The organism is Cytophagales bacterium, assembly GCA_033344775.1.
Lineage (GTDB): Bacteria > Bacteroidota > Bacteroidia > Cytophagales > Cyclobacteriaceae > JAWPMT01.
This window is the reverse complement of the sequence record JAWPMT010000004.1, coordinates 496313-514461: the sequence shown is the minus strand read 5'-3', so window position 1 is coordinate 514461 and position 18149 is coordinate 496313. Positions and strand designations below refer to the sequence as shown.

13 protein-coding genes and 1 tRNA gene are annotated in these 18149 nt (G+C 41.5%); 6 read left to right on the top strand and 8 right to left on the bottom strand.

Annotated features, from left to right (window positions below; translation table 11 throughout):
• Nucleotides 1–120: 120 nt before the first annotated feature.
• Nucleotides 121–1143, top strand: coding sequence for an NADPH:quinone oxidoreductase family protein (locus tag R8G66_10935; GenBank protein MDW3192874.1), 1023 nt, complete (start codon nt 121–123; stop codon nt 1141–1143).
• Nucleotides 1144–1890: 747 nt separating this feature from the next.
• Entirely contained in the window at nt 1891–2376 is a 486-nt protein-coding gene (locus R8G66_10930; GenBank protein ID MDW3192873.1) for a hypothetical protein, read from the top strand.
• A gap of 355 nt (nt 2377–2731) precedes the next feature.
• On the opposite strand, the gene R8G66_10925 is transcribed toward R8G66_10930, so the two are convergent.
• The 4 genes from R8G66_10925 to R8G66_10910 form a co-directional block, all read right to left on the bottom strand.
• Complete coding sequence (locus R8G66_10925) at nt 2732–3961, bottom strand: tetratricopeptide repeat protein (GenBank protein MDW3192872.1); 1230 nt, start codon at nt 3959–3961, stop codon at nt 2732–2734.
• A 138-nt stretch (nt 3962–4099) separates the two neighbouring features.
• Entirely contained in the window at nt 4100–4282 is a 183-nt protein-coding gene (locus tag R8G66_10920) for a hypothetical protein (protein ID MDW3192871.1), read from the bottom strand.
• 575 nt (nt 4283–4857) lie between these two features.
• Nucleotides 4858–5232: a hypothetical protein gene (locus tag R8G66_10915; protein ID MDW3192870.1), complete on the bottom strand. Its 375-nt coding sequence runs from the start codon at nt 5230–5232 to the stop codon at nt 4858–4860.
• Nucleotides 5233–5241: 9 nt separating this feature from the next.
• The gene (locus R8G66_10910; GenBank protein ID MDW3192869.1) at nt 5242–7683 is read right to left on the bottom strand and encodes a penicillin acylase family protein; all 2442 of its coding nucleotides are present in this window, start codon (nt 7681–7683) and stop codon (nt 5242–5244) included.
• A gap of 136 nt (nt 7684–7819) precedes the next feature.
• On the opposite strand from R8G66_10910, the gene R8G66_10905 reads away from it, so the two are divergent.
• Nucleotides 7820–8956 (top strand): DegT/DnrJ/EryC1/StrS family aminotransferase, encoded by a 1137-nt coding sequence (locus R8G66_10905; protein MDW3192868.1) that lies wholly within the window; start codon nt 7820–7822, stop codon nt 8954–8956.
• Here the strand turns inward: R8G66_10905 and R8G66_10900 are convergent.
• The 4 genes from R8G66_10900 to R8G66_10885 form a co-directional block, all read right to left on the bottom strand.
• Nucleotides 8930–9793, bottom strand: a complete 864-nt coding sequence (locus tag R8G66_10900) for a DUF6089 family protein (GenBank protein ID MDW3192867.1) — start codon at nt 9791–9793, stop codon at nt 8930–8932. The two genes, R8G66_10905 and R8G66_10900, sit on opposite strands and share 27 nt — an antisense overlap.
• Nucleotides 9794–9938: 145 nt before the next feature.
• Nucleotides 9939–10012, bottom strand: a tRNA-Cys gene (locus R8G66_10895).
• 70 nt (nt 10013–10082) lie between these two features.
• Complete coding sequence (rpsA, locus tag R8G66_10890; protein ID MDW3192866.1) at nt 10083–12116, bottom strand: 30S ribosomal protein S1; 2034 nt, start codon at nt 12114–12116, stop codon at nt 10083–10085.
• A 378-nt stretch (nt 12117–12494) separates the two neighbouring features.
• Nucleotides 12495–13589: a glycosyltransferase family 1 protein gene (locus R8G66_10885; protein MDW3192865.1), complete on the bottom strand. Its 1095-nt coding sequence runs from the start codon at nt 13587–13589 to the stop codon at nt 12495–12497.
• A gap of 95 nt (nt 13590–13684) precedes the next feature.
• On the opposite strand from R8G66_10885, the gene R8G66_10880 reads away from it, so the two are divergent.
• The 3 genes from R8G66_10880 to R8G66_10870 all read left to right on the top strand — a co-directional run bounded on the left by R8G66_10880 (nt 13685) and on the right by R8G66_10870 (nt 18085).
• A complete protein-coding gene (locus R8G66_10880) occupies nt 13685–14917 on the top strand; it encodes a pitrilysin family protein (protein MDW3192864.1) in 1233 nt (410 codons plus the stop codon).
• 97 nt (nt 14918–15014) lie between these two features.
• Nucleotides 15015–15653 carry an O-methyltransferase gene (locus R8G66_10875; protein ID MDW3192863.1) on the top strand — a complete coding sequence of 213 codons (639 nt, stop codon included), beginning with the start codon at nt 15015–15017 and terminating at the stop codon, nt 15651–15653.
• Entirely contained in the window at nt 15647–18085 is a 2439-nt protein-coding gene (locus R8G66_10870; GenBank protein ID MDW3192862.1) for a LysM peptidoglycan-binding domain-containing protein, read from the top strand. Before R8G66_10875 ends, R8G66_10870 begins: the two co-directional genes overlap by 7 nt.
• Nucleotides 18086–18149 lie beyond the last annotated feature (64 nt).

Genomic DNA, 18149 nt, shown 5'->3' with positions numbered 1-18149 from the left:
TGGCTCATGAAGACAGAATCAATAAAAATTGGAAAATTGCAGATCATTTTGACTTTGGAGATCCAATCCCGTAAGGAGGATGGTCTTCGGTTATCTTTGTCCTAAATTTTTGAAGTTTATATGAAAGCCTACCTGCTTAACCGATCTGGCAAGCCAGAAACCCTAAAGATACATGAGGTGCCAGAGCCTGTTCCAGGTGAAAGAGAGGTCAAAGTAAAAGTGGAAACCATAGGGATCAACTATGCTGAAATTCTTTCCAGAAGAGGCCAGTATAGATGGGCGCCAAAAAGGCCATATATACCCGGGATGGAAGCGTACGGCGAAGTGGTTGAAGTTGGCAGTGGCGTGAAGGATGTTCAGGTTGGGGCAAAAGTGATTGTAGGTAATCAATATGGTGCCTATGCGGAATTCATTTGCGTTCCTGATCACCTGGTATTTGCAGCCAATTCTGAAGTGACTCCAGAGGAGAATGCAGCACTTGTGGTAAATTTTATGACAGCCTGGGTTGGATTGGTCAAACAAGCGCGTGTATCAGCAGGAGAAACCGTCCTTGTACAGGCTGCAGCAGGAGGTGTAGGAACAGCCGCCATACAATTGGCCAAAGCGCTTGGATGTAAAGTGTACGGTACTGCCAGTCGGACATCAAAACTTGAACTGATCCAACAACTTGGGGCTGACCAGGCGATCAATTACGCATCAGAAGATTTTTATGAGATCATCAAATCCAGAGAAGGAGGAATTGATTGTGTGTTGGAAGTAGTCGGAGGGGAGGTTTTCAAGAAAAGTGTATCATTACTGAATCCATTCGGAAGATTGGTGGTAATTGGATTTGCCAGTATCAGTTTCAAGAAGTGGAATCCACTTACCTGGTGGAAAACATGGAAGGATGCTCCGAAAGCCAATGTGATGGCCATGGCGCAGGGAAGCTATGGGATATCAGCCAGTCACATAGGATACCTGACTGAAAAGCCTGCAATCGCCAAAGGAGCCTATGCAGAGATGATCGAATTCATTAATCAACATCAAATTAAACCTCATGTGGGCAAAGTCTTTCCGTTTGAGCAAATGGCAGAGGCCCATCGATTCATTGAATCAAGAGAGAGTACAGGCAAAGTTGTCGTAAAACTGAATAATATCAATTGATATAATTTTGGATGAAAGTATAGCAAATGATAATAATATTTTGTTTTTAGCAATATTTTGAAATAAAATTTTGGTACTTAGCGTATGGTTCTTATATTTGTATAGTCACATGGTTAAGCCAGCTAGGGACCTTTAGTTGTTTAGGAGGACTTCATTTCTTGGAGTCCTCTTTTTTTGTTTAAAACTGAAAACACTTCCTGATATCGCCTATTCAAGGCAATCAGCATACTTTTTGACATAAATCCAGGAGCATATACAGCCCGAGATGAGATAAGTATAGTTCTTTCGTCTACTCTTGAAATTTAACATTATAGCAATTGATAGCTTTTGAATAAATCTATATTCAATTGATATAAATATTTGGCAAAATTATTTATTGATAAAATATAATTTTGAATAAGACCAATTTAGTGTTTACCTTAGTAGAGTAGATATTATCCAGCTATGGGATTTTACTCCCTATTTAGGAGAGCTTTTGATTAAGGGGCTCTCCTTTTTTATGTTTTACATGAAACCCTATCAGTGTTCTGAAACGGCCCTGGCCGGGGCTGGTAATGATATTATAGCAAATGATAATAAATAGATATCGATTTGTTTGCAATTTTATCATTTGATATTATTTTTGAGTCAAATAGTGAGTATCTATTTTCCATAGCTGGTTCTTAATGAGGAAGGATTGCGTTTAGTAATCCTTCTTTTGTTTTTAGCTATTGCATTTTTTGCGACATCAATGTATCTTTGGTCATAATGATCATTAACGACCGTATCAATCAACTTATTGAGGTTCTAGATCAGAATCCCAATTCCTTTGCTGAGTTAATAGGTGTAAGGGGTGCGGTAGTATACAACATCATTCGAGGAAGACGTAGCAAACCCAGCTACGACGTGCTTAATAAAATTCTGCTTCGATTCAATGAGGTAAACTCTGAATGGTTATTAAGAGGAGAAGGTAAAATCCTTGATTACACCCGAAAGGCAAAAGATGCCAAGGAGTTAAAGTCCAAACGAGCTACAGTAAAGAACCTCAAAGTAAGCATTGAAAGGCGTCTGTATGAGTTATTTGATGAACTGAAAATCGAAGGAGTGGCCATCGAACAAGTTCAGGAAATCTCCGAGCTCGTGAGTCACCTTATTCGTGAGAACGAAGAGCAAAAGCTCAAAATTCTGGACCTACACGAAGGCAATGCCAGCCTGGTCAAAGTGGTTCGGGAAAAACTCAACCTGGAGGTTTAAGCTCCGATTTCATCCGACTTATTTTTATTGCATTCGCTCGGCTACTTGGTAGGCCTTAAGTATTTATCCTGATTAATCAATATTTGATCATTTAGGAAGTTTTAAGTCATAATCCTTAAGACCTTCCTTCATAAAGTCTATTCTCCAATAAAGGCTTAGGATTGACGTCAAGACATTTTTCGGAGAGAAAGAAGATCTGCTCAATAATTCTAAAGTACTGGCTTATATGGCTTCCCATTTATGTACTTAGGTCAAAAAGATAGGGAGGGGCTGCCTTTTTGACGAGGAATTAATTCACCCTTATGCATTTATGCTAGATGCAATGTATGGAAATTACAATGAACCGCTGAAAGGTCTAAAGTGCGCTTTTAATGTAGGGCTTGAGGGAAGCTTCCAGGTCTTTGCGTAGACGATACTTGCGGTACTGAAAGAATGCAATGATCAGTACAATCAACGTTACCAGGAACGAACCGCCAACGGCAGAATAGTATTGGATTTGTTGATTGCGCTCTTGTTCGGCAACTAAAGCAAAGTATCGTTGGGTGATTAGATCAAGGTTGTACTTTTTATCAGTCGCTTCCACTTTTTGTTGCTCTTTCAGGTAGTTTTCGAGGCTACTGGCATATAAGTCCTGATATTCAGTATACAGATTGATATTCCCTTGCGCTTTTGCTACGAGGCCAATGAATTTGAAAAGTTCGTAGTAGTTTGAAGTATTCTTGGATTGTTCGTAATGTGTTTCAGCTATTTTCAAGTAGTGGATTGCGGAATCGTAATTTCCAGCAAGGAGATAAGATTCTCCAATATCCTTCGATGTAATGAAAATGGATTCTGATTTGTGTGAGAATTGATGTTTTAGTTCTAATGCCATTTTATAATTGGCTATAGCATCATCGTAATTCCCTTGATCGAAATAGACATTTCCTAAATTATGAAATGCCCTGGTTGTATATTTCTTGAATAATTTTTCCTCATTCTTAACAAAATCAAGCAATTTATCAAAATTGATTTTTGCACTTTCCCAATCATTTGCCCTAATAGAAATTAGGCCAATTTGATTATAAATGTTAGCAATTGTTTTCTTGCTAATCAAATTGAAGTTTGAAAATGTACTTTCCAACAATGCTGTGGCTTCAGCATATTTACCTTCCTCTTTAAGAACCATTGATGTTAAGTATATCAAGTGCGTATACTTCTCAATGTCCTCATCCAGGGAAGCAACATTCATTGCTTTTTGATAATATTCTTTTGCCAGGCTGTAATTGCCGAAACGCTTAAATATGATGCCTGAATTCTGTAATAGGTTAACTAAGTCCTTATTTGCCTCTGGATACTCTGCCGATTCTGCATATCTGATTCCCTCAAGATAGTAGATCACAGATTTTCCATAATCTCCCTCTGATTTTTTAAGGTAACCTAGAATATAATTGCTTTTAACAAGCCCGAAGCTATTTTGGGTGTTTTTCGCTTCTTGTAAAATTTGTAAGCTAAGACTTTCGCAAGCTATTTTGTCCTTCGATAGTAAACTTAAGGCACTATCAATCTTTGATTCAATAGAGATTGCCTTCCCAAACAGGGGTATCATCAAAATAGTGATTAATACCACCGTGGTGAATACTGTTTTCCGCCTTGTTCTTATTTGCACCTTGCGAATATAAAAAAAAGCGAGGTTAACTCGCTTTTTTATTATTCAAAAAAGTGACTTCTTTTTATTATTATCGAATTATCCCTGTCCTGTTGCTGAAGGAGGAGTGTCCCCTTCGTCTTCATCATCTGTATCCAGACTTGGAACCCCTAGTTCTGTATTATCGATGATTTCTTCTAAGATTGCATCCTCTGCACATGAAGATAACGTGAATACTGAGATCAGGATAAAGGCATAGCTGAGGAACTTAAGTCTTTTCATAACGTTATATTTAATATTCTCTTTGTTTTATTGATTTCTGCTGCTAAATTGGGCTCGCATTCCCGAAAAAATGGCAAATAAGGGTAAAAGAAGTTAACAAGTTGTGAACAGCTAATCATCTTAAAATCAGATAGTTATGCACAGTAAATGGATGGTATCAAGAGGCTTATTCACAAAGAATTCACTTGTGAAGAGTGTGTTGTTTTTGTTATTAACTTTGTAAGTTTTTTCAAGGCACTACAAAAACTAATGCACCTGACTTACAATTGGGGTAGCTGGAACTTATCTGAAAGGGTCTTAGGTAGATGATATAGGAAACCTTGGCGGGTTTCGACAGTATGCCGTGGTTAATCCGGGTTTACTGCTCTTTATGGCTGTACGATGTTATCACAACTTTGGGTAAATCACAAAGCCTAATCGATAAATAAACATGATTTTTCGACTAAAAATGATAAGCGGCAAAGTTTTTTTTAATTTTTTTTAGAAATAAATGCAATTATTTCAGGTAGTGCCAATTCTTAATGGAGCTTAAGTGACTTTTATGTAATAAATAACTGTAAAGAGTAAACGTTAATTTAACTGCTATACAGGCTTCTTGATTTCTTTTTAATGAAAATTTGGCGAAAACTGGTTCCAGTGACCATGCCAAACCCAGAGATCAAACCTCCAATTAATCCTGTTGCAATGATTAAGTAGATCACTTCATTTACTGGAAACAATTGAACGATTCTGTTTGATAAAACGGACTGAGTTTCATTATCAATCATCCAGGCAAGTACCAGCCATACTGCTCCACCACCCAAAAAGCCTGAAATGAATGAATTTAGCGCATGACCTGAAATCACAAAGCCAATGATCATCGCAAAAAATGCAAGCGTCCACCAGGGTAGGACATAAGGAACAAAATACGCGACAAGTCCTATAAGAATGATTCGAAGTAATATTTTCATGGTTCTTAGTTAATTGGCACTTGAATCGGGTGAAAGTTTGATGTTTTTGATGATCCTTTTGTCATCAGCGGAAATTTCTGGTTCAAACAACAACTCGTAATAATTGCCAGAAGCCCAATCATCGATCATATGAGCGTAATCAGGGTTGCCAGGGTTACCACTTTGACTTCCGGGATAAACACCCCACCCTTTTGTTCCTTTCTCAGTTAATTGAACAACCATTCGCCAGGAAGGGCCGTGACGACCACTAGCCGCATTGACTATATTATGATTGCCTCCTATTGGTACTCCCGAAACAGAAAAAGGAGTTAATGGAGGCAGTAGATGTTGAATGGTCGTATTCTTGAATTTATACCATGCATAGTCTTCAGAGTTGTCCGTTTTCCATTCCTGCAAGGCCTGAGAAGCTTCATAGAACGCTTTTCTATAAAGATCACCAGTGGTTTCGATTACGTTGGTGGATTGAATATCTATGAATGAAAATGTAGGATTATTTTTCAGAAGATAGATTGTGTTATACGAATTGGGTCGTGCCAGACTTACTTCCTGGGACTCATATTCATCCCAAACGATGGGGTATAAGTGGTCCCACCATAATTCAAATACCGACGGTGCCTGTTCGTCTGGGTGGTTAAAGTAATCCCAGGTATTCAGCTGCTCAAATAATACTTTGTCAGACTGACTCAGGGATAAAGAATCTCTATTCAGGCTATCCAGCATCGATGGTAAGATCTCAGAGGCGATGTAATTAAAGTTATCGTGCTGGAGTTCCATCATGTCCTTCACTGTGATATTGGTCATTACTTTCAGGCGATCATTGATACGCCGGTTCCGATAGTATTCAAAGGTTGCATCATAATCGTAATAGGGATAAGTGCTATCTCCAGGGTGTTGATTCGCAGAGCTTACGAAGTTTCGTGGTGGGTTGAACGATTCATAAATGTGTTCATAAGGCATAAAAGTTTTCCATTCCTGTCGGGAATCACGACCGTCCATGATGAATTTTCCCTGGCCTTCCCATTTTACGGGGAACTTGCCGCTGATGCGGATCGCAATATCTCCGGAAGCTGAGGCAAAAGAGACGTTTTGCGGTGGTCCGGTATAGTAGCTATAGGCCTCTTTAAAATCATCATAGTTGTTGGCCTTGTTCAATAGCATGAAAGCTTTGAAGTCTTTCGAGGCGTCATGAGCAGTCCAGCGCATAGCCAGATTGATCTTTTCAGAATTGACCTGAAAATTACGATCGTAAGTCACTGGACCGTAATGCGTATAGACGATCGTGTCATAGAACGTCTGGCCATTTTTCACAGTGATCTCTTCAACAATCTTCTGTGTTTTCAGCCATTTATTGTCGTATCGGTACTCCTCTCTTCGGTCATCTCGAAACTCGATGTGGTACCAATCTACCAGATCACGTTTAGCATTGGTGTCTCCCCAGGCAATGGAGTCATTGAATCCGATGACAATCCCTGGTGCTCCAGGTAAACTCCCACCGATGGTGTTATAGGAAGGACTATTCAGATGAGCCAGGTACCAAATGCTGGGTAGGTTAAGAGCCAGGTCGGGTTCATTCGTGAAAATAACACTCCCGTCGGCTGTTTTCTGCCCATTAACGATAAAGCTGTTACTGCCATTTCTTTCATCGGGCTCTTCTATTTTTTGTTGGGTGAAAATTTGAGGGAAAGTCACATCGGGCTTGTCGACAAGAATGGGTTCAAAATCAAAAGATGTCCCAACTGGTACAACAGGATCCAGTCCAGGGTGGGTTTCCGGATATAATAGATCAAAGACTTCTTGCCCCCATAGCTTTAGCGCATTGGTGTTTTGCAAATCTCGTTCGCCTCTGGAAAGCTGATCTGACATTTCTTTCATCAAAAGCACGCATTTAAAAACAGTCCAGGGTTCCGGTTCGTAATCCAGAAATTTATATTCGATCGGAAGGTCGGCATAGGATAATCCACTGATATAGGCATTCACACCATTAGTGTAGGCTTGAAGCATTCGGAATGCCTCAGGATCTTTTTTAAGTTCTTCTAAACCGCGCTGTGCTCCGTAAGTAAGGCCGCTTCTGCGTTTTCCTCGATCATAATCCAGTGCTCGATCCCCGAATACTTCAGACAGTCGTCCCGCTGTAGAGAGCAACTGAAATTCCATTTGCCACAATCGATGAAAAGCCGTGATATAGCCTTGCGCATAGAACAAGTCCTCGTCGTTTTTTGCGAAAATATGTGGGATCACCTGCTCATCGAAACGAATCGTAACGTCTTCCTTCAGTCCGGGAAGATTCAACTCTTCCGGGATGGTAATGGCTTCTTTTTCAGCATTTTGCCAAAACCCTTGATGTGGGTTGAGTAATTTTCCAAGAGGAGGATTTCCTTGAAACGGGTTATTAAGAATAAGGATGAGGGCAATGGTGATCGCCAGAAAGAAAGCGAAACGAAATACTTTCATCGAAGGGGGTCAGACAAGAAAACAACTATAAAGGACTAAAATGTTCAAAAAATCATTGCTTTCAAACCGAAGGAAGAATTGTTTTCAAACTTCACTTTAATTTCGCTTAGACATAGCAGAATTCTATTGTATTACTGTGAGTAACTCAAGAATCTATTTAAGTCCACCTGAGTTCGGAGTTCAGGAAATTGAACACATTACTCACGCGATTCAGAGTGGGTGGATATCCACGGTAGGTGAGCAAATCACAGTATTTGAACAAAAGTTAGAGGCACTAATTAAGACAAAACGAGCCTTGGCACTCAACTCCGGAACGAGCGCATTGCACCTGGCATTGAAGCTCTCTGATATGAAACCGGGAGATCGTGTAGGAGTTAGTACGTTGACGTTTTGTGCCTCTGCGAATGTAGTCTTGTACGAACAAGGAGTACCTGTTTTTATCGATAGTGAGATGGAAGGGTGGAATCTGGATCCTGCCTTATTGGAAGATTACCTTTCCAAGCATCGGCTACATGCATTGGTTCTTACTCATCTGTACGGAATGCCTGCCCAAATTATTGAAATTAGGAGAATTTGTAGGGAACATGGGGTAGTGCTGATCGAGGATGCGGCGGAATCTCTTGGAGCTACGGTTGCAGGAGAATATACAGGTGCCATTGGTGATTTCGGAATATTCTCATTCAATGGAAATAAGATCATTACCACTAGTGCAGGTGGGGCCTTGTTAGGAAATAAAGCTTCGTATGAAAAAGGATTGAAATGGGCAACGCAATCCAAGCATCAGGATTCGCTGGCCTACCACCATGAGGAAATTGGTTACAATTATCGGATGAGTAACCTGTTGGCTGCTTCGGGAGTGGCTCAGCTGGCAAAATTGGACGAGTATTTGATTAGAAAAGAAAAGATCCATCAGTTTTACAAAAGACACCTGCCAACTTCTTGTTTTGAGTTTCAGCAATCCTGGTCTCCGGAAGTGAAAAGTAACTTCTGGCTAAATGGCGTACAAATCAATGCGTCTCTGAGAAAGGAGATCAGCCCCATGAATATAATTGCCCAACTGGAAAAGTCTAATATTGAATCCAGGCCGTTTTGGAAGCCGATGCATTTACAACCTTTGTATAAGCAAGCGGAAAGAATAGGGGGAGAGGTTAGTGAGGTGCTTTTTAACTCTGGGTTTTGTTTGCCTTCAGGAGTGGGGTTGACAGATAGTGATCTGGATCGAATTGTAACTGTTATTCAGGAGTTGTTAGTAAGCCGAGGGCTTCTTGAATAAGGGCCCTGTATTTTTTCGCGGTAGAAAGACTTCTAACCGAAAACTAATGTATAAATAACTGTCATTTCGATCAGGGTTACCCCTGGGAGCTCCTGCAACTTGTGCATCGTAGTGTTCCTGATTCACAATGAAGAACTCATTATCCCTGGTTCGGACTTCATCTTTTCTGTTTGAAAGCCGACCGGCAATGGATCCATCACTTTCGATAAATACAGTAGAGACGTCATCCAGATAATCTGTGAAGGCATATCGATACCCCAGTTCCATGTTGAAGTTTACAAATTCATTGAATCTCATTTTTACTCCGAAAGTAAGTGGTAGGACCAGTGCAAATTGGCCATATTCAACACCTTCGGTTTCGAGTTCTCTTAACTTGTATGTGACACTGTCCAATTCAGCAGTTGGGCTGTAGGTCGTCACTCCAACTCCCAATCCCATGTAAGGGTCGAAGGCCCACCTTTTGTGATAGTCACCTCTATATTTTCTGAGAAAAAAGATGCCCTGAAGATTTGCTTCAACATTTCTGGAGAAAAAGGAAAGGTTCCTTTGGCGATTGAAGCTGCTGTCCTCGGCGTAAAGGTCATCACCTTCCAAAGAGTAGTAAATGACTTCAGCTCTTGCAGCTACACGACTCAATAGACGTGCCTCAAGTCCTATGGAAAAGTTTGAAAATTCCTGTCTTATGCGGTTATTGTCATTGAGTTCGCCGAAGTATGCGGTCATTCCACTTCCAGCGATCAGGGAAAAATAGCGGTCATTGTACTGCCAATTGAAAAAGCTTTGAGAAACTCCTTCAACGGCGAGCAAAATGAATATAAGTGCTATCAATCGCTTCATAGTGCCAAAATAGGTCATGGTATCTATTCTAGAACTTAATTTATTGTCATTTATTTCTGAGGAACAACAATTATTAAGCCGTTTTAGCCTCCAGGTTATGACAAACAGGAAATAAAAAACCCTCAGAAGTTACCTGAGGGTTGTCTGGAGGTTCCGAGCGGATTCGAACCGCTGTAAAAGGTTTTGCAGACCTCTGCCTAGCCGCTCGGCCACGGAACCTTGATGTGTTCGCAAATGTAGTATTTTATATTAAGTCGGTCCCTGAATCAGGAACCGACTTTTATATAATTTATTCTGCGTCTTTGTCGCCACCTTCCATCTGCTGTTTCAAAGCAGAAAGTGCAGCGATATCTCCCAAGGTAGATTTCTCTGAACCTTGATTGATCTTATCGAGCGTCTTATTCTTATTACCACCGCCGGTACTGGCTTTCTTCTTAGGTGCAGGTGCTGGTGCATCCGCTCCTTCTTTCCAGGTAGCTGTGTGGCTCAAAATAATTCTTTTCTCATCCTTGGCAAACTCCTGAACTTTGAAGTCAAGTGTCTCTCCTTCATTGGCCATGCTGCCATCTTCTTTCTGAAGGTTTTTGTTGCTACACTGTCCTTCCAGACCGTATGGCAACTCAAGCAACGCGCCTTTGTCGGTTTTGCCGATGATCGCACATTTGTGAACCGTTCCTTTCATGAATACGGTCTCGAAAGTATCCCATGGGTTTTCTTCCAAATGCTTGTGGCTCAATGCCAGTCTGCGATTTTCAGTATCCAACTCCATTACAACTACTTCCAGCTCGTCACCAACTTTCACAAACTCTGAAGGATGCTTGATCTTCTTCGTCCATGACAGGTCAGAAACGTGAACCAGACCATCGATTCCTTCCTCAAGCTCGATGAACAAGCCGAAGTTGGTCAGGTTGCGGATGATACCACTGTGCTTGGTGCCTACAGCGTATTTGGTAAGTAGGTCTTGCTTCGTCCATGGATCTTCGGTCAATTGCTTGATACCCAAAGACATTTTTCTTTCATCTCTGTCGATGGTAAGAACAACTGCTTCCATTTCATCGCCAACTCCCATGAAATCCTGAGGATTTCTCAAGTGCTGAGACCAGGACATTTCAGAAACGTGGATCAATCCTTCTACACCAGGGATGATTTCAAGGAATGAACCGTAATCTGCTACGTTTACGATCTTACCTTTCACCTTAGACCCGATATCGATAGTAGAATCCAAAGAATCCCAAGGATGAGAAGTCAATTGCTTCATACCCAGAGAAATTCGCTTCTTATCATCGTCAAAGTCAAGTACTACTACATTCACTTTCTCATCAAGTGCAAGCACTTCCTCTGGGTGATTGATACGACCCCAGGAAATATCTGTAATGTGAAGCAGACCGTCGACACCACCCAAATCGATAAATACACCGAAGTTGGTCATGTTCTTGATCACACCTTCCAGTACTTGTCCTTTTTCCAGGTTGTTGAGGATCTCCGTTTTCTGCTGCTCAAGATCTTTCTCGATCAGTACTTTGTGAGATACTACTACGTTATCATTGGTGTAATTGATTTTCACAACTTTCACCTCCATTTTCTTCCCTACAAAGACATCAAAGTCTCTGATAGGCTTCACATCAATTTGTGAACCAGGAAGGAACGCCTCAACACCGTAGATGTCAACGATCAAACCACCTTTGGTACGTCTCTTAACCATACCGTCGATGACTGAATCATTGTCAAGAGCACTTTGGATGTTCTCCCATGCTTTAACGATTTTCGCCTTTCTGCGAGAAAGGATCAATTGACCGTTAGCATTTTCCTGCTCTTCAATATAGACCTCAACTTCGTCTCCGGCTTTGAGATCTTCCATGTCGCGGAATTCTGAAAGAGCAACCAGACCATCAGATTTAAATCCGATGTTCACAATTACATCTCTGTCAGTGATTCCTACTACAAATCCTTTGATCAGTTCTTTTTCAGCGATCTCAGTAAGCGTGGAAGTATACAGGTCTTCCATTTGCTTTCTTTCTTCGTCGCTGTAAGTATCACCAAAACCATCATCTTCGCCCATTGACCAATCTTCGATTGCAGGCTTGTCTTCAGTCTTAGGTGCTTCTTTTTTGGCTGCTGGTGCTTCGGCTGCAGGAGCTTCAGCGGGTGCCTCTTCTGCTACTGGAGCAGCCTCCTCTGCGGGAGCTTCTTCTACTGCAGGTGCAGTTTCCTCAGGTTGGGCCGCAGCCTCTTCTGTAGGTTCTGTTGAGCTTTCAGGTGCCGGAGTAGCTTCTGTGTTGGCCACTTCGTCGTTTGAAAGTTCTTTTTCTTCGTTTTCAGACATAATAACGTAAACGTCGATCCTTTGTACTCCATCAAGATCGGATCAGGTGATGATGGAATTAAATGAAACAAAAATTTCGTCCCAACAGAGAACGAAACCCGATTTTTTAAACCGGAGCGCAAATTTAAAAGATTAAGTAGAAAATGGTAATGAAAAGAGAAGATATTAGTTCAATGTTATTGGCTTAAGCTTCGTCATTGCGAAGAATGAAGCAATCTATTTATAAATCCCTGCTCGAAATGGTATTAAGATTACCGCTCGGCGGTCCGATTCGTAGACTCGTAATGACGGTTCTTTTTCCTTAAGTCAATGACAATGGATAATCATTATAAATTTCCTCTGTATTATTTTTATTGAAAACAGCAGCACAATTATTAGCTAAATCGAATCATACACTTTCATCAAGTTACCCGTGCATTTTTCAGGATCAAAGTGATGCAGGGCATAGGCGTAATTCATTTCGACTGTAGCCTGATCCGTATCCAAAACCTTTTTTAACCCGATGACCAGACGTTCCACATCGAATGGATTCACTAAAACGGCACCTGGCCCAGCAGCTTCCGGTAGAGAAGACGTGTCTGAAGTTAAGATAGGAATCTTACACAAGGCTGCTTCTACTATTGGAATCCCAAATCCTTCATACCAGCTTGGGTACAAAAAGGCCTTGCTATGTTGGTAGATGCATTTGAGTTCTTTTGTGGAGTCAATGTTTTCAAGGAAAATCAATTGATCAAGGATTTTCAGTCGCCGGGCTTCATTCAGTAATTGGGTCTTGTAATTTTTAGTGCCTCGACCTAGCAAAACCAAAGGTGTGATGTCCTTGACTTGTGCATAGGCTGTGATCAAATTCAATAGATTTTTTCGGGTAGCAATGGCACCCACATATAATAGGTATTCATCGGGTAAGTTTAAGTTCGTGGGTTTCGGAAGTTTTTCCTCATTATAAAACAGAGGATCACAAGCCTGATACACCACACTGACTCGTTCTTCATCCAGATTGAAGTACTTCAGTAAATCGAGACGTGTGTGTGAACTGATGGCTACAATATGGTCAGCATATTTCAGGGCATATTTCAAGCGCTGTTCGTAAACCGTTCGGTCAATAGATGAATACGTTTCAGGAAAGATTTTATGGATCAGGTCATGGATGGTGACGACTGATTTGATTCCTGTATGATGAATACCTCTAGGTAATTGATGGCTCAGACCATGAAAAATTTGGATGCCATCTTTTTTAAGATCCTTCGTGATGGTGTGCGACCTCCAAAATGGTTTGATCAAGTGAGGGCTATGTTTTTGGAAGATGGGTTGGTGAAAGTCCACGGTGTTATCATTGACCGGTGTTTTTGTCGCATATAAATGATAATGATGTTCTGGATAATAACGCTGTAGATTTCTGACGAGGGTGCGGCTGTAATTGCCCAACCCTGAGGAGTTGTTGAATAACCTTTTTGCGTCAAAACCAATTTCCATGTAGTACCCTGGCGTTAAGTAATCACGAAACTACCGAATATCCTTTGACAAAAAGCAATGTCCATGATGACTCCTTGGTCTAAATTTGCCGGCCTATGAACGATTATGGCTTGACAGAGCTTGAGAATGGCATCCGGGTGGTCCATCGTGAAATCACACACACGAAAGTGGCACATATAGGTATCATGCTGGATATTGGTAGTAGGGATGAGTTGCCTGAGGAGCAGGGTATCGCTCATTTTTGGGAGCATATGGCTTTTAAAGGCACGGAAAAGAGAAATTCATTTCATATCATCAATCGGCTGGAATCGGTAGGTGGGGAATTGAATGCCTACACGACCAAGGAAAAGATCTGTTTCTACGCTACCGTGCTCACAGAACACCTTGATCGGGCACTGGAACTATTGGTTGACATAGTCTTTAAGTCAACTTTTCCTGAAAAGCAGATCGATCGCGAAAGGATGGTGATTCTGGAAGAGATGTCTATGTATCGCGATACACCGGAAGATTCCATTCAGGATGACCTGGATGAGATCGTATTTCCAGAACATGCCTTGGGACGAAACATCCTGGGCACAGAAGACACGGTTTCGAAATTCGGGCAGGATGACTTCAGGAAGTTCATTGATCGGAACCTGAATACAACCAAAATTGTGGTTTCGACAGTCGGGAACTTTAAAGAACAGCAACTCAATAAATTGGTCAAAAAATACCTGACAGAGATTCCTTACAAGAATCATACAAAGGATCGGGATTGTTTTAAACCTCTAGCTGCACAGCAAAAGCTGGTCAAACGACCCATTTCGCAGATTCATGTGGCATTGGGTAATCATGCCTATCCAATTAGTGACTCCAGAAGAGTTCCTTTGTTCATGTTGACGAATATCTTAGGAGGACCCTACATGAATTCCAGACTGAACATGTCTTTGAGGGAAAAAAATGGGTTGGTCTATCACGTTGAGGCCAACTATTCATCTTATTCCGATACTGGATTGTTTTCGATATTTTTCGCTACAGATCCCCGCAATTACAAAAAGAGCGTGAAGTTGGTCAATAAGGAGTTGGATCTGCTACGGTCAGCAAAGATGAGCGCTACACAATTGGACAAAGCCAAGCAACAGATCAAAGGCTTTTTGGCCATGTCGGAAGAGAACAACAATGCCACGATGTTGATGATGGCCAAAAGCCTGCTGGACATGGAACGTATCCCGTCCTTGAATGACGTCTTTCATCAGATTGAAGAGATAGAAGCCGAGCAATTGCTGGAGATAGCCCAGGATATTTTTCCCGAGGAAATGAATTCTCTGATTTACGAGCCGGAGCCCTAGAAGTAAAAAACAGCTTTAAATAAGAGCCGGAATAAAAATTCAAGATTTTTGATCAGAGGTGACTCAGTCAATTGGGGCTTCTCTAACTTTGTAACCTATGGATTTTTTATCCCAGGACCTGAATTCCTATGTCCAGCGACATACTGGGTCTGCATCCGAATTGCTAAATCGGATCGAACGGGAAACCCACCTCCATGTATTAATGCCTCGAATGATCAGCGGACACCTGCAAGGAAGGGTGTTGAGCATGCTCATGAAGATGATCCAGCCTAAATTTATCCTGGAGATCGGTACTTACACCGGATATTCCGCGTTATGCATGGCAGAAGGATTAGCTGCTAATGGCAAACTGGTCACTATCGATAAGAACGAAGAGTTGGAAGATCGTGTCAAAGGTTATTTTGAGGCCTCTGCATATCAGTCACAAATTGACTTTTTAGTAGGCAATGCCATGGAAATTGTACCAACATTAGATCAACCCTGGGATGTGGTTTTCCTGGATGCGGATAAAACCAATTACCTCAATTACTATCAAATGGTTTTTGATCAGGTTCAGCCAGGGGGCTATATCATCGCCGACAATGTGCTGTGGAGTGGAAAAGTGCTGGATGAAAAAGTGCTTGATGAAGATACCGAAGCTTTGAAACTCTTTAATAAGGAGGTTCAGGCCGATTCGAGAGTAGAGAATGTGTTGTTCCCACTCAGGGATGGAATCATGATTGTTAGAAAATGCTAAGAACAAAACGACTGCTTTTCCTCGCTTTTTTCCTTGTGGCACTAGGAGGTCATACTCAGAACATACCGCAAGTACCTTCAAAAATTCAAATCGCGGACATTAAAGTAACCATTACTGAAGGGGCGAAAAAGGATATTCAGAAGGATGTGAATATGCTCCGTTCCAGCGAAAAGTTTTTCAAGATCAAACTGGATCGAGTGGTGTTATATATGCCATTAGTCGAGCGTATCCTTAAGGAGGAGGGAATTCCGAATGACATCAAGTACCTGGCCATTCAGGAGAGTTCATTTATTCCTGATGCGGTATCTACTTCTAAAGCAGTTGGTTATTGGCAGTTTAAGGATTTCACGGCCCGGGAGGTGGGCATGCGGGTGGACAACAAGGTCGATGAGCGAAAAAACATCCATGCTTCAACCAGAGGAGCTGCTAAATATTTTAAGACGCATCAAAAGAAATTGGATAACTGGGCCAATTCGATCAATTCCCATATGACTGGCCTTGCGGGAATTCAAAAATACCTTTCTCCTAAAGACAAGGGTGCCAAGAAAATGACAATTACCAAAAAGACGCATTGGTACCTCAAGCGATTCATTGCTCATAAAATTGCCTTTCAGGATGAGCTTGATTATGAGAATTCCAAAGGCCTGGAACTGCTTGAATACAAAAACGGAGCAGGAAAGGATCTGGCGAAGATTGCAAAAGAGTTTGATGTGGATGTTGAAAAGCTGAAAGCTTACAATAAGTGGTTAATACATGGACGTATTCCCGGGGACAGGAGATATGTTGTTATAGTTCCCGTACAACGTGGTAATCGCAAAGCAAGGAAACTGGCGGAAAACTCAGACCTCATTGAAAGAAAGAAAGCAAAAATTGAGACCCCTGCTAAATCTCAACCAAAAGCAGAGGTGGTTTATCCGAAAGGTAAAGTTGCAAGCTTTGTAGGAGAACAAGCTGGAGTAATCCGCATCAATGGGGTGAAAGCCATATTGGCGAGTAGTTCAGATGATTACGAATCCATTCTGGTGCGATCCGGATTAAAGGAGAAGAAATTCCTGAAATTCAATGACCTGGGTAGCCGGCCACAAGTGAAGGCAGGAGACATATATTTCATCAAAAAGAAAAAGAAAAAATCTTCTATGGGCTTCTACACGGTGGATCGTGGAGAGTCCATGTGGGATGTTTCCCAGAAACTGGGAATGAGATTAAGTGCCTTGATGAAAAAGAACCGGATGACCATTCGAGACGTTCCTAAGCCGGGTAGAGTACTTTGGTTAAGTGTCAATAGACCATCCAACGTTGAAGTCGAATATCAGGAATTGCCCCCTCTGGTTGAAAAACCGACAGAGTTTTATACCAAGAAGACAATTGCGAAGAATCCTCCGGAAGCGGAAGAAGTCAAGCCGGTTCAGCAGGAGAAGGTAGAAGAAGTAGAGCCAAAACCTGAACCAGAGATTGAGGAAGAGGAGCCACCTCTCAATACGCATATCGTACAGACAGGAGAGACGTTTTGGCGAATTGCAAAAGCGTATGGCGTTACGGTAGCAGAGATTTTGAATTGGAACAATTTAAAAGAAGGGACAGCTTTAAGCGTCGGACAGAAATTGTTGATCGATGGCGTAAAGCGTGTATCTGCTGAAATCAAGGAAACTCCCATAAAAAAGGAGAGACCGACCAAAACGCATATTGTTCGAGGCGGAGAAACCATTTTTGCCATTGCGACTAAGTACGAAATGAACGTCAACGATTTGTTGAAATTGAATGACTTGACAGATGCAGACGTCCTTTCTGTCGGGCAGGAGCTGAAGGTGTTTGCAAATGCTACCGAAAATGATTCCGATACTAAAGAAGTAGAAGCAAATGAAACTGGTCCGGAACCAGTGGAAAAGGGAGCTTCCATACATATCGTGAAAGCGGGTGAAAGTTTTTACGGGATTGCACGGCAGTACGGTCTCAAAGTCGATGAGCTTTTGGAATTGAATGGTATGAATTCAAACGCGGTACTTTCTATTGGTCAGGAATTAATGGTAACAGGTACTCCTGCGCAAGAGGAAAAGCAACCAGAACCCATTCCGATGCCGGTTAAGCGTGAAACCACCACCCATAAAGTGGTGGCAGGTGAAAGCTTTTATGGGATTGCAAGACAGTATGGACTCAAAGTTGACGAGCTATTGGAATTGAATAATCTGGAGGCAGATGCCGTATTGTCCATCGGTCAGGAATTAAAAGTTGAAGGCAATGCTTCGAAAGCAGAGGAAAAAATCGAAACACCTGTGTCGGATAAAAGAAAAACGACTATTCATGAAGTGAAAGCTGGCGATACCTTATATAAAATCGCCAGGGAGTACAACATGACCCTGGATGAGCTGAAGCAACTCAATGATAAGCAGGACAACAGCCTTTCTTTAGGTGAAAAGTTGAAAGTGTACGAGTAAAAGTCTTCAAAACGCGACTAATCCCTCTTTTTAAAGATGGTGAAGGGAAATTCTTAAAAGAAAT